Origin of the sequence: Pseudovibrio sp. JE062, assembly GCF_000156235.1 — a bacterium.
GTDB lineage: Bacteria > Pseudomonadota > Alphaproteobacteria > Rhizobiales > Stappiaceae > Pseudovibrio.
This window is the reverse complement of the sequence record NZ_DS996813.1, coordinates 17,635-39,666: the sequence shown is the minus strand read 5'-3', so window position 1 is coordinate 39,666 and position 22,032 is coordinate 17,635. Positions and strand designations below refer to the sequence as shown.

General features: G+C 51.3%; 23 protein-coding genes. 14 read left to right on the top strand and 9 right to left on the bottom strand.

Translation table 11 applies throughout. The annotated features are described in order from the left end of the window. The first annotated feature begins 266 nt into the window (after window positions 1–266). Window positions 267–992, top strand: a complete 726-nt coding sequence (locus PJE062_RS20750; RefSeq protein ID WP_008552050.1) for a hypothetical protein — start codon at window positions 267–269, stop codon at window positions 990–992. Between the two features lie 28 nt (window positions 993–1,020). Here PJE062_RS20750 and PJE062_RS20745 read toward each other — a convergent pair whose 3' ends face one another. From PJE062_RS20745 to PJE062_RS20725, 5 genes are all read right to left on the bottom strand, one after another. Continuing rightward, the gene (locus tag PJE062_RS20745; RefSeq protein WP_008551899.1) at window positions 1,021–1,383 is read right to left on the bottom strand and encodes a hypothetical protein; all 363 of its coding nucleotides are present in this window, start codon (window positions 1,381–1,383) and stop codon (window positions 1,021–1,023) included. A gap of 91 nt (window positions 1,384–1,474) precedes the next feature. Then, window positions 1,475–3,367 carry an ABC-F family ATP-binding cassette domain-containing protein gene (locus PJE062_RS20740; protein ID WP_037037932.1) on the bottom strand — a complete coding sequence of 631 codons (1,893 nt, stop codon included), beginning with the start codon at window positions 3,365–3,367 and terminating at the stop codon, window positions 1,475–1,477. Between the two features lie 132 nt (window positions 3,368–3,499). Beyond that, complete coding sequence (locus PJE062_RS20735; protein ID WP_008551944.1) at window positions 3,500–4,390, bottom strand: DMT family transporter; 891 nt, start codon at window positions 4,388–4,390, stop codon at window positions 3,500–3,502. A 172-nt stretch (window positions 4,391–4,562) separates the two neighbouring features. After that, entirely contained in the window at window positions 4,563–5,597 is a 1,035-nt protein-coding gene (locus PJE062_RS20730; protein WP_008551804.1) for a GTP pyrophosphokinase family protein, read from the bottom strand. Between the two features lie 49 nt (window positions 5,598–5,646). After that, complete coding sequence (locus PJE062_RS20725; RefSeq protein WP_008551823.1) at window positions 5,647–6,081, bottom strand: DUF1801 domain-containing protein; 435 nt, start codon at window positions 6,079–6,081, stop codon at window positions 5,647–5,649. A 146-nt stretch (window positions 6,082–6,227) separates the two neighbouring features. Here PJE062_RS20725 and PJE062_RS20720 point away from each other — a divergent pair, with 146 nt between their 5' ends. Beyond that, the gene (locus PJE062_RS20720) at window positions 6,228–7,631 is read left to right on the top strand and encodes a YfcC family protein (RefSeq protein WP_008552044.1); all 1,404 of its coding nucleotides are present in this window, start codon (window positions 6,228–6,230) and stop codon (window positions 7,629–7,631) included. A gap of 108 nt (window positions 7,632–7,739) precedes the next feature. On the opposite strand, the gene PJE062_RS20715 is transcribed toward PJE062_RS20720, so the two are convergent. Next, complete coding sequence (locus PJE062_RS20715; RefSeq protein WP_008551799.1) at window positions 7,740–8,273, bottom strand: DinB family protein; 534 nt, start codon at window positions 8,271–8,273, stop codon at window positions 7,740–7,742. A 513-nt stretch (window positions 8,274–8,786) separates the two neighbouring features. On the opposite strand from PJE062_RS20715, the gene ndk reads away from it, so the two are divergent. Further along, window positions 8,787–9,209: a nucleoside-diphosphate kinase gene (gene ndk, locus PJE062_RS20710; RefSeq protein WP_008551976.1), complete on the top strand. Its 423-nt coding sequence runs from the start codon at window positions 8,787–8,789 to the stop codon at window positions 9,207–9,209. Between the two features lie 222 nt (window positions 9,210–9,431). Next, window positions 9,432–9,905, top strand: a complete 474-nt coding sequence (locus tag PJE062_RS20705; protein ID WP_008551922.1) for a heme-binding protein — start codon at window positions 9,432–9,434, stop codon at window positions 9,903–9,905. A gap of 76 nt (window positions 9,906–9,981) precedes the next feature. Here the strand turns inward: PJE062_RS20705 and PJE062_RS20700 are convergent, their stop codons facing one another. Then, complete coding sequence (locus tag PJE062_RS20700) at window positions 9,982–10,419, bottom strand: hypothetical protein (protein WP_008551978.1); 438 nt, start codon at window positions 10,417–10,419, stop codon at window positions 9,982–9,984. Between the two features lie 161 nt (window positions 10,420–10,580). Here PJE062_RS20700 and PJE062_RS20695 point away from each other — a divergent pair, with 161 nt between their 5' ends. The 8 genes from PJE062_RS20695 to PJE062_RS20660 all read left to right on the top strand — a co-directional run bounded on the left by PJE062_RS20695 (window position 10,581) and on the right by PJE062_RS20660 (window position 19,004). Next, entirely contained in the window at window positions 10,581–12,578 is a 1,998-nt protein-coding gene (locus PJE062_RS20695) for an inositol phosphate phosphatase SopB (protein ID WP_008552020.1), read from the top strand. Between the two features lie 380 nt (window positions 12,579–12,958). Beyond that, window positions 12,959–13,531, top strand: a complete 573-nt coding sequence (locus tag PJE062_RS20690; protein ID WP_008551788.1) for a TetR/AcrR family transcriptional regulator — start codon at window positions 12,959–12,961, stop codon at window positions 13,529–13,531. A gap of 238 nt (window positions 13,532–13,769) precedes the next feature. Beyond that, a complete protein-coding gene (locus PJE062_RS20685) occupies window positions 13,770–14,378 on the top strand; it encodes a TetR/AcrR family transcriptional regulator (RefSeq protein WP_008551914.1) in 609 nt (202 codons plus the stop codon). 507 nt (window positions 14,379–14,885) lie between these two features. After that, entirely contained in the window at window positions 14,886–15,500 is a 615-nt protein-coding gene (locus tag PJE062_RS20680; RefSeq protein ID WP_008551754.1) for a TetR/AcrR family transcriptional regulator, read from the top strand. 216 nt (window positions 15,501–15,716) lie between these two features. Beyond that, window positions 15,717–16,322 carry a TetR/AcrR family transcriptional regulator gene (locus PJE062_RS20675; RefSeq protein ID WP_050773967.1) on the top strand — a complete coding sequence of 202 codons (606 nt, stop codon included), beginning with the start codon at window positions 15,717–15,719 and terminating at the stop codon, window positions 16,320–16,322. A gap of 499 nt (window positions 16,323–16,821) precedes the next feature. Continuing rightward, complete coding sequence (locus tag PJE062_RS20670; protein ID WP_008551892.1) at window positions 16,822–17,454, top strand: TetR/AcrR family transcriptional regulator; 633 nt, start codon at window positions 16,822–16,824, stop codon at window positions 17,452–17,454. 117 nt (window positions 17,455–17,571) lie between these two features. After that, window positions 17,572–18,204, top strand: a complete 633-nt coding sequence (locus tag PJE062_RS20665) for a TetR/AcrR family transcriptional regulator (protein ID WP_008551876.1) — start codon at window positions 17,572–17,574, stop codon at window positions 18,202–18,204. 209 nt (window positions 18,205–18,413) lie between these two features. Continuing rightward, window positions 18,414–19,004: a TetR/AcrR family transcriptional regulator gene (locus PJE062_RS20660; protein ID WP_037037926.1), complete on the top strand. Its 591-nt coding sequence runs from the start codon at window positions 18,414–18,416 to the stop codon at window positions 19,002–19,004. A gap of 53 nt (window positions 19,005–19,057) precedes the next feature. Here the strand turns inward: PJE062_RS20660 and PJE062_RS20655 are convergent, their stop codons facing one another. Beyond that, entirely contained in the window at window positions 19,058–19,456 is a 399-nt protein-coding gene (locus PJE062_RS20655) for a nuclear transport factor 2 family protein (protein WP_008551937.1), read from the bottom strand. Between the two features lie 78 nt (window positions 19,457–19,534). On the opposite strand from PJE062_RS20655, the gene PJE062_RS20650 reads away from it, so the two are divergent. Next, window positions 19,535–20,098: a TetR/AcrR family transcriptional regulator gene (locus PJE062_RS20650; RefSeq protein WP_008551902.1), complete on the top strand. Its 564-nt coding sequence runs from the start codon at window positions 19,535–19,537 to the stop codon at window positions 20,096–20,098. Window positions 20,099–20,107: 9 nt separating this feature from the next. On the opposite strand, the gene PJE062_RS20645 is transcribed toward PJE062_RS20650, so the two are convergent. Next, window positions 20,108–20,725: an HAD family hydrolase gene (locus PJE062_RS20645; protein WP_008551997.1), complete on the bottom strand. Its 618-nt coding sequence runs from the start codon at window positions 20,723–20,725 to the stop codon at window positions 20,108–20,110. A 224-nt stretch (window positions 20,726–20,949) separates the two neighbouring features. On the opposite strand from PJE062_RS20645, the gene PJE062_RS20640 reads away from it, so the two are divergent. Next, window positions 20,950–22,032 (top strand): molybdopterin-dependent oxidoreductase (locus tag PJE062_RS20640; protein ID WP_037037863.1); only part of this gene is annotated, 1,083 nt, incomplete at its 3' end.

Sequence of the window (22,032 nt, the reverse complement as noted above, 5' to 3'; positions counted from 1 at the left end):
AAATGTTTAATCAAACGACCCGTTTAACTCAGGGGCGGGCATTTTTTGAAGTTAGGTAAGTTGGTACTCAATTCATGCAGTCCGCTTCGAAGTCCTCAGCTGATCTAGGGAGCTAGCCATCGCAATAAGGAGGTATTAGGTCGCTTTTTCAAAATGCATGGCTGCCCCTTTAATGGACAGACATCTCACTTGAATCATTTTATGAAGATTATGAATCTATTTTGTAGAGCTTGAGTTTAACTTATTGATTAAATTGAAAATTAGCTATGCGAATTTTACTTTCTCATCCTATCTGGAAGCGTCTTTACGGTCCTTACGGAGTTACTAATGTTTCAAGTGCTCTTGAACAGTTGTTGCACGAATGGGACGACAATCTTGCAATAAGTCTTTTTTGGGAGGAGCTGCACCATCAAGGTGATTTGTATCCAATCACTTATGCGGCGCTGCCTTGGCTTTGGCATGCAACTCAGGAACTCCCCTCAAGGTCGGTTGAAGCTTTGTTCTTCTTTTCTTGCGTGCTGAAGTGTGCTGCTTATGCCGACGCTTCATTTGAAGGTAAGGAGAACTATTCAGGTGAGCTCCGTGGGCTATCGCTGTGTCAAAAAGATCATGCTCATCCATGGCTTTCTGACGAATTGCGATTAACGGTCGAAGATTTGGAAATTTTGAACGCTCTGAAAGGTTGGTTTGAGCAGACGGCGCCGATTATAGCTGAGGCGTGTCTCGCAAGTTGCGAGGGACGAAAACAAAGTGAAGTTGCAGCACTGATTTCTGGGCCAGTTGTCTGGAAAGGCAGCACGCATCTTGCTGATGCAATACAGCTTTGGGGAGATGGAGAAACATTCGAGGAAGCTGTTGAAGGTGAACCTAGCTCCCAAGATCTTGCCGTTGCCAATCACGTAATGGAGCGGTTCAGCAAAATAGATGCCGAGCTGTGCGTGTTTCTCCAAGAGTATATTGCTTTCAAAGGAGGAGGGAAGGCGGACAAGTAGATTCTTATACGATATTAGGCCGAGAACTTTAGCGAACAAGCTCCACAGAAGCACACCTAATTTTCACTTCACCCCAATCGCCAGCTAAATGGCAAAGTTCTCCTTCCTTGGTAAAAGAGTCTATATTGCCGTAATCGCTTTCGCCTGATGCATCTGAAAATCTGATGAATTGGCGGTCTAACCACTCAACTGATTGGACACCAATAAAGCTCAAAGATGATTTTCTATAGCAGTACTTTTCACCTTTTGATGGCGCCTCATAAAACGGGTGGGTTTCTATAAGAACAACCTCCAGATCAAAGACAATTTTGCTGTCATATTCATGTATTGCTAGCACATAGCTATCTTCGAGGTAGACATCCGACAAACTGGGAATTTGAAAATAGTTCATATCAATCCTCATAAGTCGACGCCAACTAATGCATAAAAACCCGGCACCATCATCAGCACCGGGTTCCAATAATCTCAAAGGTCGAGCCAGCTTAGTCTCCAGACAGCTCTTCCAGTTCGGCTGACATTTCCAGCCAGTTCTCTTCTGTCTCTTCCAGCACTTTCACATAGGCTGCGCGGCGGATGGCGTGTTCTTTGGCCTTATCCGGCGCTTCCGTATAGATCCGAGGGTCAGCCAGCAGAGCATCAAGCTTTTTGATGTACTTCTGGTACTTGGAGATTTCCTTCTCCGCAGCCTCGATGTTCTTCTTCAGTGGGGCCAGCTTGGCGCGGCGTTCGGCAGCTTCCTTGCGGCGAGCCTGCGCATTGCCGCGCTCGCTCTGCGGCTCAGCATCCGCTTCACCCTGAGGCTTGGCATTTAGCTCGCCTTTCAGGATCAGGCGGCGATACTCAGCCATGTCGCCATCAAACGGTTTGACGCCGCCATCGGCCACAAGCCAAAGACGGTCTGCACACGCTTCCACCAGATGCCTGTCGTGGCTGATGAGAATAACCGCGCCATCATAATCGTTGATCGCGTGCACGAGGGCCTCGCGGCTGTCGATATCAAGGTGGTTGGTCGGCTCATCGAGAATAACTAGGTTCGGCCCATGGAACGTCGCCAGACCCAGCAGCAGACGCGCCTTCTCACCACCGGAAAGATCCTTGGCAGGCGTCAGCATGCGGTCAGTCGGCAGACCAAAACGGTCCACACGGGCACGCAGCTTGGATTCTTGCGCATCCGGCATCAAAGGCCGCACGTGCTCAATTGGATTGCTCTCCGGCATCAGGTCATCCAGCTGATGCTGCGCAAAGAACGCCGTGCTCAGCTTGTTGGCACAGGTCATATCACCAGACATGAGCCCCAGACGCCCTGCAATCAGCTTGGCGAAGGTGGACTTACCATTACCGTTGGCCCCCAGAAGGGCGATGCGGTCATCATGGTCAATGTTCAGGTTGATGTTGCGCAGGATGGCCTTGCCGTCATAACCAACGGACGCGCCTTCCAGCTTGATGATCGGCGGAGAAAGCTTGGCTTCAGGCTGCGGAATATGCAGCTCCAGACCGGAGGCTTCATCCAGCACGGAAATTGGCTGCATCTTCTCCAGCATTTTGATGCGGGACTGCGCCTGTTTCGCTTTGGTTGCCTTGGCGCGGAACCGGTCCACGAAGCTCTGAATGTGCTTGCGTGCCTTCTCTTGCTTTTCGGCTGCTTTCTTTTGCAGCAAAATGGTCTCGCGGCGCTGACGGTCAAAGCTGTCATAGCCACCGCGATAGAAGGTCAGCTTGCCCGCATCCATGTGCACGATGCTGTCCACCGCGTTGTTAAGCAGGTCGCGGTCGTGGCTGATCAGAACAACCTGATACGGATAGCGTGCAATGAAGTTCTCCAGCCACATGGTGCCTTCAAGGTCCAGGTAGTTAGTCGGCTCGTCCAGCAGCATCAGGTCCGGCTTGGAAAAGAGCAGGGCGGCCAGAGCCACACGCATCCGCCAGCCGCCAGAAAAGTTGGCGCACGGCTCCTGCTGTTGCTCAGGCGTAAAACCAAGACCGCTCAGGATAGCCGAGGCCCGCGCTTCAGCGCTGTGGCTCTCAATATCCGCAAGGCGGGTATGGATCTCGGCAATGCGGTGCGCATCTTCAGCGGTTTCTGCTTCTTCCAGCAATGCGGTGCGCTCGGTGTCTGCCGCCAGAACCACTTCCAGAAGTGTGTCCTGCGTTCCAGGCGCTTCCTGAGCCACCTGACCCACACGCGCCTTTTGCGGCATATGCACACTGCCGCTCTCAACGGCCAGCTCACCACACAGCAGCTTGAACAGCGTCGACTTGCCAACCCCGTTGCGACCAACGAGACCGGTCTTCGCACCACTTGGAATAGTCACGGAGGCATTGTCGATCAAAAGACGCCCGGCAATGCGGTATGTAAGATTAGAAACCTGAAGCATGCCAAGCTGTTTGCCCGCAAACCTCTTGATGTGCAAGGGGAGAAACACCGCTGCGCGCAAAATTGTGCATGCAATCGGCACCCGCGCAACGCTCCCTCAGATTTGCGGGGCAAACTGAGCTCTGAAACGCCCTCACGTCCGCACCGCTTTCCCTTTAGGCCGGTCTTTCATCGCCACAAAGCTGACGGACGCGATGATGAAGGCGGCGGCCACGTAAAAGTTGCTGCCGGGGATGATGTTGAAGATGAGCAGATCGGCCAACACTGCAAACACAAGAGAGAGGTATTCGAACGGAGCCAGTTTGGAAGCCTCGCTGTACTTGTAGCCAAGCGTCATCAGTATGTGGGCTACACCACCGGCAAACCCGGCTCCGATCAGCAAGGCGTACTCTTCCAGGCTTGGCGTTGCCCAGCCCAGAGGCAGTGTCGCGCCTCCAAACACAGCGCAGGTCAGGGCGAAGTAAAACGCAATGGCTCCGGCATTCTCAGTCTTGGTTAGGCTACGCACTTGTATCATAGCAACCGAAGTCAGCATGGCGGTGAGGAAGCCCAGAGAAACGCCAATCAGATAGTCTTCATTCCCCTGAATGCCCGTCAGCTGAGGCAGGATCAGCGTGAGGATACCGGAAAATCCGAGCGCAACACCAATCCAGCGGGCACTGGTGACCTGTTCACCTAAAATGATGCGCGCCAGTATCATGGTGAAAATCGGTGTCACATACCCAATGATCGTCGCTTCCGCGATGGGCAAATAGCGAATGGTCGCGAACGAACTGAACATAGCCGCTGCCCCAAGCAGACAGCGCCTGATATGCCCAAAGGGCCGCTTGGTGCTGAGCCCGCCGGGGAAATCATCTGTCAGGCGCAAAAACAGCACCAGCGGGATCAGAGCAATCGCACTGCGGAAGAAAACCATCTGTCCAAGAGGGATCGTTCCAGACGTCAACTTCACGCACAAAACCATAAGCGTGAAGAAGAGCGTCGCGCCAATGCGCATGGAAATGCCAATTTGATCGTTCGTCATATCACACCAATCAGCAGACAGCAGAAGTCGCTGCACGCCTGCATTAAAAGTGACTTTGGCGAGCCGGAAACGCATCCGTCAGGGCTACTGGAACACTTGCTGAAATGAAAAGCTTCTCTGTGGGAACAGGAAGCAACTGAAAAAATATAAGGCAGCAACTATATGACGGTAACTAGTTTTCATCAAGAAAACCTGGTGTGAAAAAATCTTGTTCTTTTAAAAATTCAATCTGCTCTTTTTTTAAGAACTTAGAATACAAATTGATATCGTCTAAATCGATCAGCCAGTCGATTTTTACGCTTCGACAGAACCTTTCTGGGTCATGAATAATCATCCAATCTCTAACAACGCCAAATATATAGGAACTTATTGAGCTTGTAACTTTTACGTAACTGGGTGGGATAATGTCTGCTAGTTCGGCTATTGTAGTAACGCCGTATTGTGATAGCTCGGAAATCAGGTTGTTTATATGGTCGGAATTTTCTGAAATATTGACAGTGTAGCTATTAGCTTTAGCCCAAGACTTAAAATATTCTAGTAAACTAGTGTAAGTAATTGGTATTTCGAGTATTCCATGTGAAGTCGCTTCCGATACTTCTTTCTGATAAGCATCTATTTCCCTAGAGAGGCGATCGAAGCCTTTGTCTGCGCTTTCGAGTAATCCAGATAATAAGTAAAGTTCGCGCTCTAAATGTTGAGGAAGTTTGCCTGAAAATTTGTAACTTCTATCATGTGCCATTTCAGCCCAAGCATGTTGTAGAACTGTTCGAACTTGGAACTCAAATTTAAGCTTCTTTAAACCTGAATACTCGGGTAGATCATGTCGTGTTTCTCCGATGTCGCAAACAAAATGGACAGATCTGTATCCCACTTCGTTCGTGGACAGAAGGTCTTGTTTGTTTAAGCTGTTGTCATAGTCAACTGCAAAGTGTTCTTCGACTAACTTACAGACGCGATCAATATCGCTTTCGAAAAACAATACTATTCGAACACCAGAAATATCTGTCATTTCGTTGCGTGGATTTTGGTATGATTTTCTCGCAGCCTTCTCTACACAACTCGCTTTATCTTTTGTTCGCCCAGTTATAGTTAAGTATGGGACCTTATGATTTGCCAATAAGCTTTGAGTGATGCTCACCACTGCGTTTGTAAGATTTTCGTAATGACGTAAATTGTCTTCTAGCCATTCATTAAAAATATCGGACAAAGAAAAACTCCATTAAAACAATAGGTTTTCGGGCTATATGCTAAAAAAGTCAACGCCCATACCTGAACGCCTCAGACACAAAATGCTCAACCGCATCACGTGGGTAAACACCTTTGGCTGGCAACCAAAGGCATCGGTTGCCATCAAACTCCAGCACATCACCATAAAGGGCGCGCATATCTGAGATCACCGTTGTCTGGCAGTGAACGAAGAGCCCTATCTGATCACCAAACTTGGGTTTCCAATGCAGCCGCACCGTGGTTCCGCCGAGCTTGGGCAACGGGCGATAGCACGGCTCACCCCATTTCAGGCTCTCAGTCACAGATGCCGGGCCAAAGAGACGCTGGGCGCAATCAAGGATCAGGCCCCGTAACTCCAGAAGGCGAGCGCGCTTGTCCGCTGGATAGCTTTCAAAGACAGCGGCAACATTGTCAGGTAGAGAAGAACCGTCACCGATCACGGCAATACCTTTTGAACGCTCCAAGCTCGCTTCCCCATAACGCAGCAAGACACAGATCAGTAAAGCGGTTTGCTCGCCCCCTTGAATAAGGGAATGCCAAACCGGAGAAATCGCAGGTTTAATCAGAAGCACCGCAAAGGACGGCCACCACCATCACCCGGGCGCTTCTCATGTCGAAATCCAGATTCCCCACCGCGTTTACAATCCTGTTCACGCTAACCATTCTGGTTGCAATAGCAACCTGGTTCATCCCGGCGGGCAAATACGATCGCACCCTGAATGCGGAGCTCGGCAAGGAAGTGCCGGTCCCAGGCAGTTATCATCAGGTGGAGCGAAACCCACAAGGTCCCATAGACGTGCTGATGGCCCCCATCGCTGGGCTCTATAACCCCAAAACCGGACAGGCCAACGCCATCAATGTCTCTGTTTTTGTGCTGGTCATCGGCGGTTATCTCATGGTGGTCAAACGCACAGGTGCCATCGATGCTGGCATTGCGCATGTGCTCATGGCTCTGAAGGGACGAGAACGACTGATGATCCCCATATTGATGGGGTTGTTTGCACTGGGCGGTACGGTGGATGGCATGGCGGAGGAGACACTGGCCTTTTATGCCCTTGTCATCTCCATGATGATCCGGGCGGGCTATGACTCTCTCACCGGCGTTGCGGTGATCATGTTGGGGGCAGGGATGGGCACGCTGGGTTCAACCATCAACCCCTTCGCCACCGCCATCGCGTCGGACGCTGCAGGCATTCCGTTTACCAAGGGTATAGGTCTGCGACTGGCAATCCTCGGCATCGGCTGGGTCTTCTGCGTGTTCTGGGTCATGCGCTACGCTGCCAAAGTGAAGGCCGATCACTCCAAGTCTCTGATTGCGGATATTCAGAAGGACAACGAAAAGCACTTCCTGCATGGCGTAACCATGGATGACCTGCCGGAGTTCACTCACTCCCACGCCAGAGTGCTGGTCATCTTCGCCGCGTCCTTCGGCATGCTGATCTACGGCGTATCTGCGCTGGGCTGGTGGATGGCGGAAATGTCGACCCTGTTCCTCGGCTCTTCCATCCTGATCGCCGTCATCACCCGCATGGGAGAGCACGACTACATCGACAACTTTCTCGATGGCGCCAAAGAATTGCTGGGCGTAGCCCTGATCATCGGTGTCGCCCGTGGCATCGTGGTCGTCATGAACGCAGGCTCTATAACCGATACGGTGCTCCACTGGTCCGAACAGGTCTTGAGCGGACTGGGTAAAGTCGCTTTCATCAATGTGGTGTTCTGGCTGGAGCTGATGCTCTCGTTCTTTGTCCCATCATCCTCAGGACTGGCCGTTCTCTCCATGCCCATCATGGCGCCGCTTGCAGGGTTTTCAGATGTGGGGGCAGAGTTCGTGGTCACAGCCTTCCAGTCAGCCAGCGGATTGTTGAACCTGTTCAACCCAACCTTTGCCGTTGTTATGGGCGGTCTGGCCATCGGGCGCGTGCCGTATCACACATGGCTGCACTTCTGTATGCCGTTGGTACTCATGCTGTTCGTGCTGATCACACTGGCGCTCTCTTTGAGTGTCTACTGAAGGTCCAACAAAAAAGCAGCTTGCCACTTCAATAGAAAGGCAAGCTGCTTTGCAAAGCTGTTCAGGGAGAGACAAGAGGACCTCCGCTGAACTCGTGTGAGGGATCTATCAGGCCGTGATCATATCCTCTTCTTTTGCCATCCATTGACCGGTCTCACGCTGGAAGTAGATCATGTCCAGCGCTGCAGGAGTACGGCCCAGCTGTGTCAGCATGGCATGCACTTGTCCGCGGTGGTGAGTCTGGTGGTTGAAGAAGTGGAAGAGGGCCGCGCCCAAAGGCTGCTGCATCACCAGTGGCTTGCGCACAGTGCGGTAGATCATGGTGCGCAGGAAGTCCTTTTCCTGCATCTGGTCAACCACCGAGCAAATACGGTCATCCAGCAAACGCCGTTTTTCCTGCAAGGTCGCAAAGTCGCCGGTCAACTGCTCGTCAATGCTGTCGATCGGGTCGCCCTGACCGGTAAAGCGGTAGAGCCAGACCTTATCGGCTACATACTGATGATCCATGGTGCCATGAATGGAGTTGAAGTAGACGCCCAGATCGCGGTGGTACTCTTCCGACGTGATCTGTTCGCATTCCTGAAGCAATAGATCGTTCGCCCACTTGTTATAGGAGGCATACATTACAAATGCTGCTTTCATAGGGGTGTCCTCTTGCTATGTCTGTTGCAAGAACAATGCACGCCTTTGAACGCCTATAAATTGACCCACCTCAAACAAAAGCGACCCCAGGGGGAGACGTGTAGTCGCAACCTGAAATGCATATCTGCCATGCAGACACCCGAACCTGTTGGAACAGCAGTTCTTTTCGCAAAACACTAGGATTTGCGTCATTCTGTCCTTGTGAAAATCACCCCAAAAATCAAAGGGGCCTATACGGAAGGAGCATGGACAGCGCGCGCCAGCACCTCTCCGGTTGCCATAAGCAGGTGCCCGCAACAACGCGTTGAACGTCATCAATGGTTCATAATTGCCTGTTTTCTGCTGTTTCTGCGCAGGACAACGTGGGAATACGGATATACCCTCTTGCTTTTTACGGGAGAGTTTAAGTATATCTCGCGCGAACCTTTGTGGCGGCTTTGAGCTGTTACAGGAAAAAGATTTTTTAAAGAGAGCTGCCTTTTGGAAGCTCGCGACAAACTGCAGGTAATAACGATGGCGATTGAACGCACGTTTTCCATGATCAAGCCGGACGCAACCAAGCGCAACCTGACCGGTGCTATCACCGCTAAGCTCGAAGAAGCTGGCCTCCGCGTTGTTGCATCCAAGCGTGTTTGGATGTCCCTGCGTGAAGCAGAAGGTTTCTACGCAGTTCACAAAGAGCGTCCTTTCTTTGGCGAACTGACTGAATTCATGTCTTCCGGCCCAACCATCGTTCAGGTTCTGGAAGGTGAAAACGCAATCGCGAAAAACCGTGAAGTCATGGGCGCAACCAACCCTGCAGATGCTGCTGAAGGCACCATCCGTAAGGAATTCGCTCTGTCCATCGGCGAGAACTCCGTACACGGTTCTGACGCTCCTGAAACAGCTGCTGAAGAAATCGCTTACTGGTTCTCCGGCACCGAAATCGTTGGCTAATTTAGCTGAATGATTTTGGTTGATCGCTGAAATCAACAAAGGCCCGCTTGATGCTTGATTGCGCCAAGTGGGCTTTTTGTTTGCCAAAATACTCTTCTACTCATTCAAGCTGATCAAAAGTTACTGCATAAACTCATCTTTGCGCTGGGCGTCCCTTGCTTCTGACACAATTTTAAAATTAAGTCCGCGCGCACGTGGGAATTTGGAGCGCGAGATAAATTCATGAATATTAATGCAAAATCTCTTCTCTTGGGCGCATCTCTGGCACTGGTGGCGAGCGCGGCAACCGCTCAGGAAAACACCCGGCCATATTTGAGCCTTGATGCTGCTGGCAAAGGTGTCAGCGCTTGTGTGGCCATGGCTATAGAGAATGGTTGGAACATGTCCATCGTCATCATCGATCGCGGTGAGGATGTGGTGGCATCTGCGCGCATGGATCAGGCCCTGCCTGCCAGCTACAAAGGCGCAACGCTGAAAGCAAACACCTCTCTGTCCTGGGGCATGCCAACAGAGCAGGTCAATGAGGTTTTGGAGAACGCACCGGTCTACAAGCAGTTCCCAGGCATTCTGGGCATCGCAGGTGGTCTGCCGGTCATCAAAGGTGAAAATGCACTCGTCGGCGCAGTCGGCGTGGCAGGCAGCTCAATGGAAAACGATGCAGCCTGCGCAAAAGTAGCTGTAGAGGCCATGCGCTGATTTCAGCCTACCAGATAAGTTTCGCAAAGCCAGTTCCGATCAAACGGAGCTGGCTTTGTTTTTTTTGCTGAAAAGATCAGAGCCACATCTGCGTGTGGTCCTGGCTCGGCAGTTCAGTGGCCGCACCGCCTTTGATCTCAGCATACCATTCAGAAACCTGCAGGAAGACAGGGAACAACTGCTTTAAGTGGCCAACCTCAATGTCTTCATCCGGAATGCGCACCTCGCCATAAGCCGTGGACTGTCCCACATCAATGCCGAAGGACAGATTGTAACCTGCCACATCCAGCGTATTGCTGTTCTGCAAAAGCTCGCTCAGCACATGTACATCTGTTGGCAAGTCATTGAACAGGATGCGCAGCACACACGTTTCGCTCACCTGATCAAATCCAAACACCAGAGAAAAGTTCTGGTTGATCTCAAGAACAAGCTCACCGTCCAGATCGTCTTCCAGCATTGGGCTCAGATCAATGCTCTCCAAAAACTCATTGGCAGCTGATTGAAAGTTCGACACGGGCGCTCCTTTAAGCGTGATGTTTTATTTGAACCCTGTCTAACAGAGACAATCAACCCACAGGCGTGCCAAAGGGCACATCATGCCTTTCTGCTTTCCATATGCTTGGTCCCAACAAAGCGCTTCAAGCGCCACAAAACAATGAGTTTAAGGGACGAGACATGGGAATCACGGCAGGAGCTTCACCAACAATTTCACCGGCAACCACTCAAGCTATTGATATCAATGCTGTAAATCAAAGCACGGCGGCGGCTGTCGAAAACACCTCCACAAGCACGTCAGAAGTGCGCGGTGGGAATGGCACCCTCTACAAAATTGTGGCTTTTGTCAGAGAAAAAGTCTCTAGCTCCTCCCACAACAGCCTGGCCGCACGCGTGAATACACCGTCGGAAGGCCGTGAGACCCAGAGTGTCCTGACCCGCATCAAAGCGTTCTTCACCGGCAGCGCACGTACCTCTCAGACTGAGGCCACACCGGCTCAAACGGGCGCCACGAAGTCTCTAGTCAACGAAAAGGTTGCGCAGTTCAAAACAAGCAACAACGGACTGGACACCACTGTCGAGAACATCAAGGCACGCGCTGAAACCCACGTAAGAACAGCTGCAAATGATGCTATTGGGGAATTGAGTGGAGCAGGGTTGAGCACCCATAAGGTCATGTTTAAAGCCGCAGCGCGCGGTGGTGTCGAGCAGGCGTTCGATCGACTGCAAGCCAAGATTGATGACAATCCAGAGGACATCAAAGGTATCGCCAAGGCGTCTAAGGCGCTGAACAAAGATATTCAGAAAGGAGTTGTCGAAGCTTACAAGCTGGCAGCAACTACAGAAGGAACAACAGTCTCCAAAAGTGATATTAAGGCGGTGAAGAAAGAGTTTCAGCAGCTTTTATCAGCCCACATCACCCAGTCTTTGAACAAGGCTGAGGCCAACTGGCAGACCACGACTGAGACGGTGAAGCTTGATGCAGCAACGCAAAAGGAGCTGGGCGCATCTGGCACAGGCGACCTGCCGGAACTGTCCTTCAAAGCCACCTCCACACCTGCTGCAAAGCTGGAAGTGCTGAAAGAGGGCTACCAGACCAGCGATGTAAACGGCATCAGCTCCACCGCGACTTCAGAGACTGATCACGCCGTCAACCTCTGGGTCAGCGAGCTGAAAGGCGATACCACCAATTATGCAGCCGTTCGTCACGGCGTGAACTTCCCGTTCGGTGTCAAAAACAATCCGGAGCTGGCAGCTAAAGGCGCGGATAACCGCACTCACGAAGTCATCACCGCTGCGGCCTCCACCAAGGCCTCTGATATCGCAGCATGGCGGGAGCAACATCCGGGAGAGCCGTTCCCGCTGAAGATCGTCTCCACCTCCTTACTCACAGCGGCGTCCAAAGCAAAGACTTACGAGACGGGCCAGCAGGAAGCATGGGGCCGCGCACAGGGCGAGCAGACCATCACTGTTGACCTGCCGGGTGAGGGGCCGACCGAAGTCTATGTAGATGTAGAAGTCCTGCCATTCAGCATGGGCGTGAACGGCTTTGCAAAGCTGGGCATGTTCTCCGGCACCATCGGCAAGCATCTGGGAGATCGTCTCACCGGCTGGAAATGGGCGGACAACCACAACCAGCCGCTCATCGGAAAACTGGATGAAATGGTCGATCAGGCGAAAGCTAATGCTCAAGCGGCAGGCGATAATGGTAAAGTGGCCCGCCTTGAGAACTACAGCACACAGCTGCATGACGCGATCAACGATGGCAAACAGCGTCGCTCCGCAGGCAATGCCTACGGTGTCGCGGTCCTGGTGAACTTGATTGCCAACGAAACCGGCGCCGTGCCAGCGATCAACTGCATGTCCGGTAAAGACCGCACCGGTTATCTGGATGCTGCTGTCAAAGGCCGCCTCATGGAAGTGGAGAGCCTGAACGCAGGTCTCCCGGAAAACGAAAAGTCACAGGTGCCACAGATCTACGGTCAGCGCACGGAAGCCCAAAACGCCATGCTGAGCTTGTCTTCCGAAGTCATGGGCGGCAAGACCGTACAAAAAGCATGTACCGGTGTGGCTGGCTATAAAGTTGGTGAAGGCGGAATGTTCAAAGTTCAGGCCAACCTGGACAACGTGCTGGACTCCAAAAGCCTGCTGGGTCTCTCCGCAGCGGTCAAAGCCTGATCAATCAAACAAGGCAAAACCGAAATACCACCAAGAGCGGCCAATGCGCCGCTCTTTTTATTTGGCACGGCAGAACCTCATTCAGGAAGAAGGAGAGCGTGTCATTTGCGCATGGAACACCAAAACCTCACCGCAAGGCCCTGCGACAATCTGTCATTATACCTTAGCGGTATGGACACTCGGCGATTTCACTAAAACATCCCTACGGGTTTTTGCATAACACTTTGATATGCATCAGTAATACGTGGGTGGGGAGGGTGATATAATGCAGGAAACCCTAGGAAGACCCTTGGTAAAACTATGATTGATTAAAATTTCAATCAATATATATAGTGATCGCTATGGAAATGGAAAAAGCCCCCCGCGGCAGACCCCGTCGGTTGGATAAAGAAAAAATACTGGAGATCGCGAGCAACCTGTTTTGGCAACAGGGCTATGAGGCGACTTCGATAAATGAGCTAGTCACTGCAATGGGTATCACACCACCAAGTCTGTATGCAGCCTATTCCTCCAAGGAGGAACTGTATCTGGCTGCCATCGACAGATATTCCGCCAGCTATGGTCGGCAAATGCTGTCTGGCCTTGCGCTTCATTCCTGCGTTTACGAGGCACTTCGCACCGTTCTTTATGAATGCGTGGAGGTTTTTGTCGGCGGAGACCATCCTTCTGGTTGTATGATTTCTACCGGATTGGTCGAAAGTTCTAATGCTCAAGGCGCATTGGCGCGCAAATTGGCAGATCTGCGCCAGCAGACCATCCAAATCATCGCAGACAAGTTCAAGTCCTGCGAAACCCAGTTTGTTGAAGGAACTGACCTTCAGGCCCTTGCCAGCTTCTTTGGCGCCACAATTCAGGGCATGGCTGTTCAGGCAAGAGACGTTAACTGCCCGACAGAACTGCATAAAATCGCAGATCACAGTTTGAGTGTCCTGCAGGCCTGCCGTCGTTTCTGACCATAATTCGGGCTCTAAAATTACGTTTTAAGGCGTGGTTTCGTAATTAAATTACGTGATCACGTCTTTTTTATTTTGCAATATTACGCAAACTAAAGAATGTGATTTACATAATATCTCCGAGTATCGCGAATGATTGTGTTAAGGGTGTTTCCCATGCACTCGTGAGTTTGTTGTTCTTAGCCCTTGGTCTCTTATTCTTTTGGTTAGGTTATCCACCGCCAAAGGGAGGCAGACGATGGAAGCAGAGACCATTACCTTCAACGAGACTTTCCCGCATTCTATGCAAGAAGCCCTCAGAGCGTCCCTTAAAGTTTTCTGGCGCTTGGGAGTGCACCGTACATCTATAGATGACGTCTGCCGGGAATCCGGCGTGTCCTATAACTTCCTGCGTGAGAACTTTGAGAGCAAAGAGCATCTCTATCGCACAGCAGTGATGTGGTACCTGGACCAGTACGGACGCCAGCTGCTCTCAGAGTTCGCGTTGCATTCCAACCCGACAGAGGCTTTGCGTGGTGCGCTTTATGAATGTATCGGCCTGTTCTGCAACAAGCAGTGTGAGCACGCCAAGCTGCTGTCCTACGCACTGGCAGCAGTGAACAACAGCGACAGGATCCTCATCTCGGAGCTACTGGCGCTGAGGCGTAAGGTATATGCCACCATTCTGTGCAAACTGAATGGCAGCAAACGCCACCTGAAGGACACTGCGGACATCCCCGTGTTGGCACGCTTTTATATTACCACGCTCAGAGGCCTCGCCAGTCAGGCAGCTGATGGTATCCCAAGCGATGAACTGTATCGTGTGGCAGATCTTAGTCTTGAAATTCTGGAGGCCTATCGAAAATGAGTATCGATAGCCAATCCCGATCATAGGGCCTGATGGAAAATGAACTTCTGTCAGGCCCTTTTCTTTGCCCATTTGAACGCCTTAAATTCGGAACGTGCCTTTCAACTTTTCACCTCCCACAGGTTGCAGTTTTCAAAACGCCGTTTTTAAGGGCAGGGCGGGCAAAGCCAATCTGGGCGGTATTGATAACACCGCTTTATTCTGGTCACGCAAAAGCCCAGATTTCAGTTGTAACAAACCGGAAAATCACTGCGACAAAACTTCGAAATCTCGCCACAATTGATAGCAGCAGACGCTAGGTCATACTCCTTTAGCAGAATAAAGAATCGATAAAATCGATCGTAATATTATAACATCACAACACTTGATTACATCAATTTTCTCCAAATCTGAAAGGCCCTGCATCCCTTTGTTAAGCATGCGTTTCGTTCGCTTGAGGGTAAGTTGCCGCCTACGTAAAAGGGCCTATCATTGAATACTCGTTCAATAAAGAACGGGAGATTTACAATGCAAACCGAGACAGTTGATCCTGATCGACCGGTACCGATTAGCCTCACGAAAACCTTTGAAGCATCCATCCATGAATTCTCAAATTTTGGGGTGGAAGCCACGTCGCTGGAGCAAATCAGCACCGCGACAGGCGTGCCAACAGAGCGTTTATCCAAGACCTTTCATGACACAGCCAATCTGTTCTCAAATGTGGTCAAATGGTACTTGACCAGATATGAGCACCAGATCCTCTCTGGCTTTGCCATGCATTCCAATCCTATCGAAGCCATTCGCATAGTACTGTATGAATGCATTGAGTTGTTCTGCGAAGATGACTGCCCACATGGAAGCCTCCTTTCCGTAGAACTGATGGAGATCACGGATACCGATGGTGTGATTGCCAAAGAGATGGCACATCTTCGGGATCAGGTTCACACACGTATTTTCCAAAAGCTGGAGAGTTGCAAAAGGCGCTTTTCTTCCCGCTTTAATCCAGAAGAACTGGCAAGTTTCTATACGGAAGTTATGTCCATTATCATCAAGCAGGCCTGTGATGGCGTTGACCATACAGCCCTTTACAATCTTGCAGATGCCAGCCTGGAAAGACTGGAGAACCAACCTGTCATTCACTGAAACTCTCACAATCCGAAAATGTAAAAGGTGGACTGAACGTGCCTCAGGAACAGCCCACCTTAAAATCGGCCCAAAGCCATCCACATCCCCAGCAACCGTCAGATCGTAATTTTTTCAATTTATCCGGAATTCTTGCAGAGCGCCTTAAGCGTAAATTTCCTAGCATTAATAATCGGTTGTTCTTTGTCTTATGCAGGGTACTATGTAGATATGCTTATGAAGGATAACTTGCACGTGGAAAAAATATCTCCGGACATTGAGGCAATGCTCGAAGCCTCGGTCAAAATGTTTTGGAAGCGCGGCTACGAGTCCACTTCCTTAGATGATGTGGTAGACGCCATGGGCGTTCCCAAAGAATTTGTAGAAGGGGCCTTTTCCAACAAGGAAGAACTCTACACCGCAGCCACCAGATGGTATCTGCACAATTACGGTCGCCGTCTGCTATCCGGCTTCGCCATGCACTCCAACTGCGTTGATGCCATCCGCGTTGCACTTTATGAATGTGTGGATGTGCTCTGTGATAAAGACGAGTCTGATGGGTGTTTGTTGTCCTCCGGCCTGTTAGAAATTTCTACCCAGAACAGCATACTCTCGAGAGAAATTACAGAGCTGCGCACCACTATGGTAGGTGCAATCACACATAAGCTCACCAACTGCAAAGACAGCCTGAGACCAGACACTGACATCGAAACGCTCGCTCGGTTCTACGCCGCCACTCTGCAAGGCCTTGCCAGCCAATGTAAGGACGGCGCCACCAAAGAACAGCTCTACCGCGTCGTCGATATGAGCATGAAGGTGCTGGACTGCTACCGCATAAACTAAAACAGAGTGCTTATGTTCTCACTGTAAGTGATATTGAGAGCAAAATAAGAACATGTCGCTGTTTGCTGGCTGGAGGACGCTTGGTAGAGCCTCTACGCCCCGCTACAAGTACGCGTGAACCTGCGTAGCCTGAAAACCTCATCGCCGAGGTCAAACGACTGTTTGTGAACGCCTGCTGCAAAGCCACGAAACAAGACTAAGCACAAAGTTTAATAGGCTAGCCAAGCCTTATCGCTGGGCTGAGAAGAACCACATCAAATCACATAATCTATTGTTTTGAATATTGAAAATAGAAGGTGGGTACTTCGGAAAACCTTGCCTTACATCCAACGTCAATCACTGGCGTTTAGCGGAAGGTTTTATTCCTTTACAGAACATGAAAAGGATTGGTGCAGTAAGCGCGATGTCTTTGCAATGTTGTTTTCCATGTGATTAGAACAGCGTTGAGGAGCACCTCTGACACCATATACTCGGCGCCATGAAATCGTGCGATAAGATAGTGGACGGTAAGGTAACCCCCGAAATTGAAAACCTGTTCGATCAATGTGTGAAGGTCTTTCTGCTTAAGGGGTACGAAACAAGCACCTTGGAAGAAATTGCCGAGGCCGGCGGCTGCACGCCTGAATGCATCAAAGAACATTTCTCCACCAAAGAAGAGCTGACCGCAGCGGCTATGCGCTGGTACTACATCAAGTACAGCCGTCAAATGCGCGCCGAAATGGCCATGCATCAGGACATTTACTCCGCCATGGAGGCTGTCCTGTTCGCCTTTATCGAAATCAGCTGCGATCAGGTCCACGCCAACAAAGGCCTCTTTGTGCGCACCTTCATTGATATTGCTTATGTCGATGATGTGGTGAAGAAGTCCTTTGAAGATCTGCAGGATGATTGGGAAGTGCAGGTCCTTGATAAGTTCAATCAATGTAAGGACGAACTCAAAGATCCGTCTGAAGTTGAGGCGCTCGCCCATTACTTTCTGACGGTCATTGAAGGTCTATATGAGTTGATCAAATACGGCACGCCATGTGAGCTCATGTACAAAGTCGCGATCATGAGCCTTGATACGCTGGAAGTGCGCATGAAACACGGTCAGCCAAAGAAAAAGAAGGGCTCCAAAAAGAAGGCTAAGTAAGCCCGCAGGCCAGTAGTGCTAGTCTGTAACGGATAATGAGGATGACCCTGAGTGTGGTTGGGAGGCCTTGGAATTTAAAGAAAGTACAATGTACTTAGTGTGAGAGCGCGCCGAAATATGGATGCCGAAAAACTATCGCCGGAAGTCGAGAACATCTTTGATACCTGTGTTCGGGTTTTTCTGCTGAAAGGCTATGAAACGTCGACCATGGAAGACATTGCCGAGGCGTGCTCTATTTCTCCGGAGGCCCTCAAGGGCTACTACGCGACCAAACATGATTTAACATTTGCTGCTTTACGCTGGTACTACCTGAAGTTCAGTCGCCATGTCCGTGATGAAATGGCCATGCATTCTGATTTGTATGCAGCCATGGAGGCAGTCCTTTTTGCGTTTATTGAAATCTGCAGCGATCAGATACATGCAAACAAGGGCCTGTTCCTCAGAACATTCGTCGATATCTCCTATGTCGATGACGAGGTGAAAAAAGAGTTTGAGGTTCTTGAAGCCGACTGGCAGGGCCAGATGCTCAACAAGTTCAGGCAGTGCCAATCAGAGCTCAAAAATCCGGCGGACGTTGAAATCCTTGCGTACTATGTTCGTACAGTGATTGAGGGGTTCTACGAGATGGTGAAGTTTAACACCCCAGACGAAGTCATGTACCAACTCGCTCGCGTAAGTCTTGAAGTGGTTGAATCACGCATGAAAACTGCACCGCCTCCAGAGCAAAAAAGGATCTTCGACAGACCCTGAATGGCAACAGGATGTATCCGTCCCTCCTTAGGTCGTGCCAGCATCGCTGAAAGACGAAGCACTGGTTTCTAGAAGATGAACTAAATCCACCAAGACGCGAACCCGGTCTTCTTCACTCGTTTCCCATAGTGGGAGATCGACATTGCTGGCCTTCACCCAAACCGTATACTGGCCTCATGTCCTCTTTAGATCCCATACACGATGGTGAATTGTCACCTGAACTCGAAACTGCACTGGATTCCTGCGTAAAGGTCTTCATGTTGCAGGGCTTCCAGCACGCGACGCTGGAAGATCTCGCCATCGCAAGCGGGACGTCACGAGACTTCATTGAAGGCCACTTCGCCACCAAGGAGCAGTTCTGCGCTGCGGCCCTGCGCTGGTACTTCGCCAAGTTCTACCGCCAGCTCAGATCAGTTCTGGCGCTTCATTCTGAGATCTACCCGGCAGTGGAGGCGGTGCTCTACGAGTTCATCGAGCTCTCCCGAGAACAATACGTCGCTGGCACAGCCATGCGCTTCCATACACTCATGGATATCGCTGGGCTCGATCCCGACCTTTCCGAAGAGCTGCGCAAGATGAAGCTCGAAGGTCTGGAGCACTTCATCTACAAGTTCTCTGAGTGTGAGAAAGAGCTGATCAATCCTGGTGAGGCGAAGGCGCTTGCCCAGTATTTCGCCACCATCTTTGAAGGCATCTCCATCATGGTGCAGCATGGCATGTCCCATGATGATCTCTATAAGATGGCCAACTTCAGCATGGAAGTGCTCGCCAATCACCTCAAGAAGGGCAGCAACTACTAAACAGCGTATTCCCGAAAAGTGGTTCCGGTTTTTGGATAAGAATACGCCAAGCTCTAAAAAGCCTCAAAGCAATCATAGTTGCGCTGGCGATGGATCAGACCATCCTTAAAGTCCATGCAAACCGTAGAGTGAGAGCGCATTGTATCGCCCGGTGACAGCGACCCGATGGAGACCGCAAGCTCTCCCTCCCAGATGAACTCCAGCATAACGCGGTCATCTGAGGCCAGTTCATTGGAAACCCGATAACTTTGCTTGCGTAAGATGCCTGTAGAGCGGGAGAAGTCGGCGACCAGTTGATCCACTGTCCGGTGATCGCCAGTAGGCTTCAGTTGATTGGGCAGCTCGGTCTGTTCCGCATCTTCTGTGTAGAAGCCTTTCAGAGTATCAAAATCAAATTCTTCCAGTGCCTTTAAAAATCTCTTCGCGCTAATCAGGTTCTCGTTTGCAGACATATCGCGGATCTCCTATATTAGAACATCGTTCTAGCAGGTGATAGAACGATGTTCTAGTCAAAATAGAATGGTGTTCTAGTGGCCAGCGAAAACAATCGATATCAATCCATTCTGGATGCGGCCTTGGAGCTGTTTCTCAAGCAGGGCTATGCAAACACGTCTATTGCGCAAATCCGCAGTAAAAGCGGCGCCACGACAGGCAGCATCTACCACTTCTTCAAAGGCAAGCCGGATATAGCGGTGGCCCTGTGGGATCAGGCGGTAGCTGGCTGGACCAGAGAGACGCGCAACACCCCGCAAAGCCCAAGTGCAGAGGACACCATCAAAGCCTCCGTCAACGGCCTGCTGCGCTGGGGAAGCGCCAATCCAGATCTATTCCGCCTGTTTGAGGAGCTCAAGGTCAAAGCCCAGTCAGAAGAAGACTTCGCCCCCATCAAGCAGCAGATGGAAAAGGTCCACATGCAGGGAGAGGCCCTCTATGCCACATGGCAGGTACTCGGTGCCGTAAAGCCAATCTCATGGTCCGTCGCCTCTGCGCTTATTGTAGGTCCAGCCTATACGCTGCTCAGCACAGAGCGTGTTGTTTCCGATAAGGACAGAGAGTTCCTCGTCAACATGGCGTGGGAAGCGGTGAAGAAGTAAGGGTAGCGACTAGAACGAACCCAGCACCTTGATGATCTGTTCACGGGTGTTGGGCGTAAAGTGCAGCGCCCGCCACCCCATATCCAGCGCGGACATGATGTTCTCTTCCCGGTCATCAATCAGCAGCATTCGGTGCGCCGGAACATCCAGCTCCCCCGTAATATGCATGAAAAACTCTGCGCTGGGCTTGGCCACACCCATACGCCCGGAGGAGAACACCGTCTCCACCCGGTCCCTGTACCCCATATCCTCTTCAATATAGCGGGTCCGCCGCGCACCATTGTTGGTGGCAATCACCTGCCGCACATGTGTTTTGGAGAGCTTGCGCATCAAGGCTAGCAGATCGAAGTCCGGATGGGCGTCCTTCTCAAACCAGTAAAGCAGAAACGCATCCAGATCGCCCGTGTACGCCGCTTTCTCTGCCCAACGGCCCAGCAAGTCGCGCAGGTCCAGACGCCCCACCAGAACCTCATCAAAGTCCTCGGTAAACATCTCCTTGGCAAAGGCGTTCCACGAGATGCCCATGTCCTCCTCGAACTGCTGCATCCAGATAAAGCGGTCATTGACTATATTGCGGTTAAGCACCCCGTCAAAATCCCAGGCGATGACATCGATATCCTGCAACATGGATGGCCCTCAAGCTTAAAACCGTATGCTATGAAACCCCAGAACCTGCATCCGTTGCAAGCCGAAGCACTCAGGTGGATGCAGCAAAACCCACGGCGCGTTTCAAGAAATCGTCAACTCACGAATTTTTTGCGCATGCTTTCTTGACAATTTGAGCGTTACCCGTGATCTGTCTGTGCAAAGAGAACAAGTCTAGAACGCCAGAGTTATTGAGTACGCCAAGCATGTCTAAGCCAGAAAAACCACAAAGGTTTGCCTCCGCATGTCCTCACGATTGCCCATCCACGTGCGCAGTCGAGGTCGAAGTACATGCAGACGGACGCATTGGCCGTATTCATGGCACGCGCGACAACGACTACACCGCTGGCGTCATCTGCGCCAAGGTCGCCCGATACTCCGAGCGCTTGCACCATCCGGACCGCCTGACCAAGCCTTTACGCCGCACAGGCCCTAAAGGCTCTGGACAGTTTGAAGAAGTCAGTTGGGAAGAAGCGCTCCAGGACATCTCAGAAAAGTTCCTGGAAGCGGAAAAGAAGCACGGCCCGCAAACTGTCTGGCCTTACTTCTTCGCCGGCACCATGGGTCTTGTTCAGCGCGACAGCATCAACCGCCTGCGCAACGCCAAAAGCTACTCTGGCATGTACCAAACCTTCTGCACCAACATGGCGTGGACAGGCTACATCGCAGGCACCGGCAAGCTCGCTGGGCCGGACCCGCGCGAAATGGCACTTGCCGACGCTGTGGTGATCTGGGGAACAAACCCGGTGGCGACGCAGGTCAACGTCATGACACACGCCATCAAGGCCCGCAAAACCCGCAAGGCCAAGATCGTTGTCATCGACGTCTATAAGACCGAGACCATGAAACAGGCAGACGTCGGCCTTGTCTTGAAACCGGGCTCCGACGCTGCGCTCGCCTGCGCCGTCATGCATGTCCTGTTCCGTGATGGCTATGCCGACCGCGCCTACATGGAAAAATACGCCGACGCACCTGCAGAGCTGGAAGAGCACTTGAAGACCCGCAGCCCTGAATGGGCCAGCGAGATCACAGGACTCACCGTGGAGCAGATCGAAGAATTTGCCAAACTGGTCGGTGAAACCAAAAAGACTTACTTCCGCCTCGGCTACGGCTTCACCCGCCAGCGCAACGGCGTTGTCTCCATGCACGCGGCCAGCTGTATCGCTGTCGTGGGCGGGCACTACCAGTACGAAGGCGGCGGAGCGTTTCATAACAACGGCGCTATCTTTGGCCTCAACATGGCGATGGTCGAAGCTCACTCGCTGCACGACAGCTCCATCCGCAAGCTC

What these genes read in the sequence shown, in the direction of transcription:
- PJE062_RS20675 (WP_050773967.1), top strand. Translation starts at nt 15,717, where the DNA reads ATGAAGGATAACTTGCACGTGGAAAAAATATCTCCGGACATTGAGGCA.
- ndk (WP_008551976.1), top strand. Translation starts at nt 8,787, where the DNA reads ATGGCGATTGAACGCACGTTTTCCATGATCAAGCCGGACGCAACCAAG.
- PJE062_RS20750 (WP_008552050.1), top strand. Translation starts at nt 267, where the DNA reads ATGCGAATTTTACTTTCTCATCCTATCTGGAAGCGTCTTTACGGTCCT.
- PJE062_RS20645 (WP_008551997.1), bottom strand. Translation starts at nt 20,725, where the DNA reads ATGTTGCAGGATATCGATGTCATCGCCTGGGATTTTGACGGGGTGCTT.
- PJE062_RS20665 (WP_008551876.1), top strand. Translation starts at nt 17,572, where the DNA reads ATGGATGCCGAAAAACTATCGCCGGAAGTCGAGAACATCTTTGATACC.
- PJE062_RS20695 (WP_008552020.1), top strand. Translation starts at nt 10,581, where the DNA reads ATGGGAATCACGGCAGGAGCTTCACCAACAATTTCACCGGCAACCACT.
- PJE062_RS20680 (WP_008551754.1), top strand. Translation starts at nt 14,886, where the DNA reads ATGCAAACCGAGACAGTTGATCCTGATCGACCGGTACCGATTAGCCTC.
- PJE062_RS20705 (WP_008551922.1), top strand. Translation starts at nt 9,432, where the DNA reads ATGAATATTAATGCAAAATCTCTTCTCTTGGGCGCATCTCTGGCACTG.
- PJE062_RS20720 (WP_008552044.1), top strand. Translation starts at nt 6,228, where the DNA reads ATGTCGAAATCCAGATTCCCCACCGCGTTTACAATCCTGTTCACGCTA.
- PJE062_RS20715 (WP_008551799.1), bottom strand. Translation starts at nt 8,273, where the DNA reads ATGAAAGCAGCATTTGTAATGTATGCCTCCTATAACAAGTGGGCGAAC.
- PJE062_RS20740 (WP_037037932.1), bottom strand. Translation starts at nt 3,367, where the DNA reads ATGCTTCAGGTTTCTAATCTTACATACCGCATTGCCGGGCGTCTTTTG.
- PJE062_RS20735 (WP_008551944.1), bottom strand. Translation starts at nt 4,390, where the DNA reads ATGACGAACGATCAAATTGGCATTTCCATGCGCATTGGCGCGACGCTC.
- PJE062_RS20655 (WP_008551937.1), bottom strand. Translation starts at nt 19,456, where the DNA reads ATGTCTGCAAACGAGAACCTGATTAGCGCGAAGAGATTTTTAAAGGCA.
- PJE062_RS20685 (WP_008551914.1), top strand. Translation starts at nt 13,770, where the DNA reads ATGGAAGCAGAGACCATTACCTTCAACGAGACTTTCCCGCATTCTATG.
- PJE062_RS20745 (WP_008551899.1), bottom strand. Translation starts at nt 1,383, where the DNA reads ATGAACTATTTTCAAATTCCCAGTTTGTCGGATGTCTACCTCGAAGAT.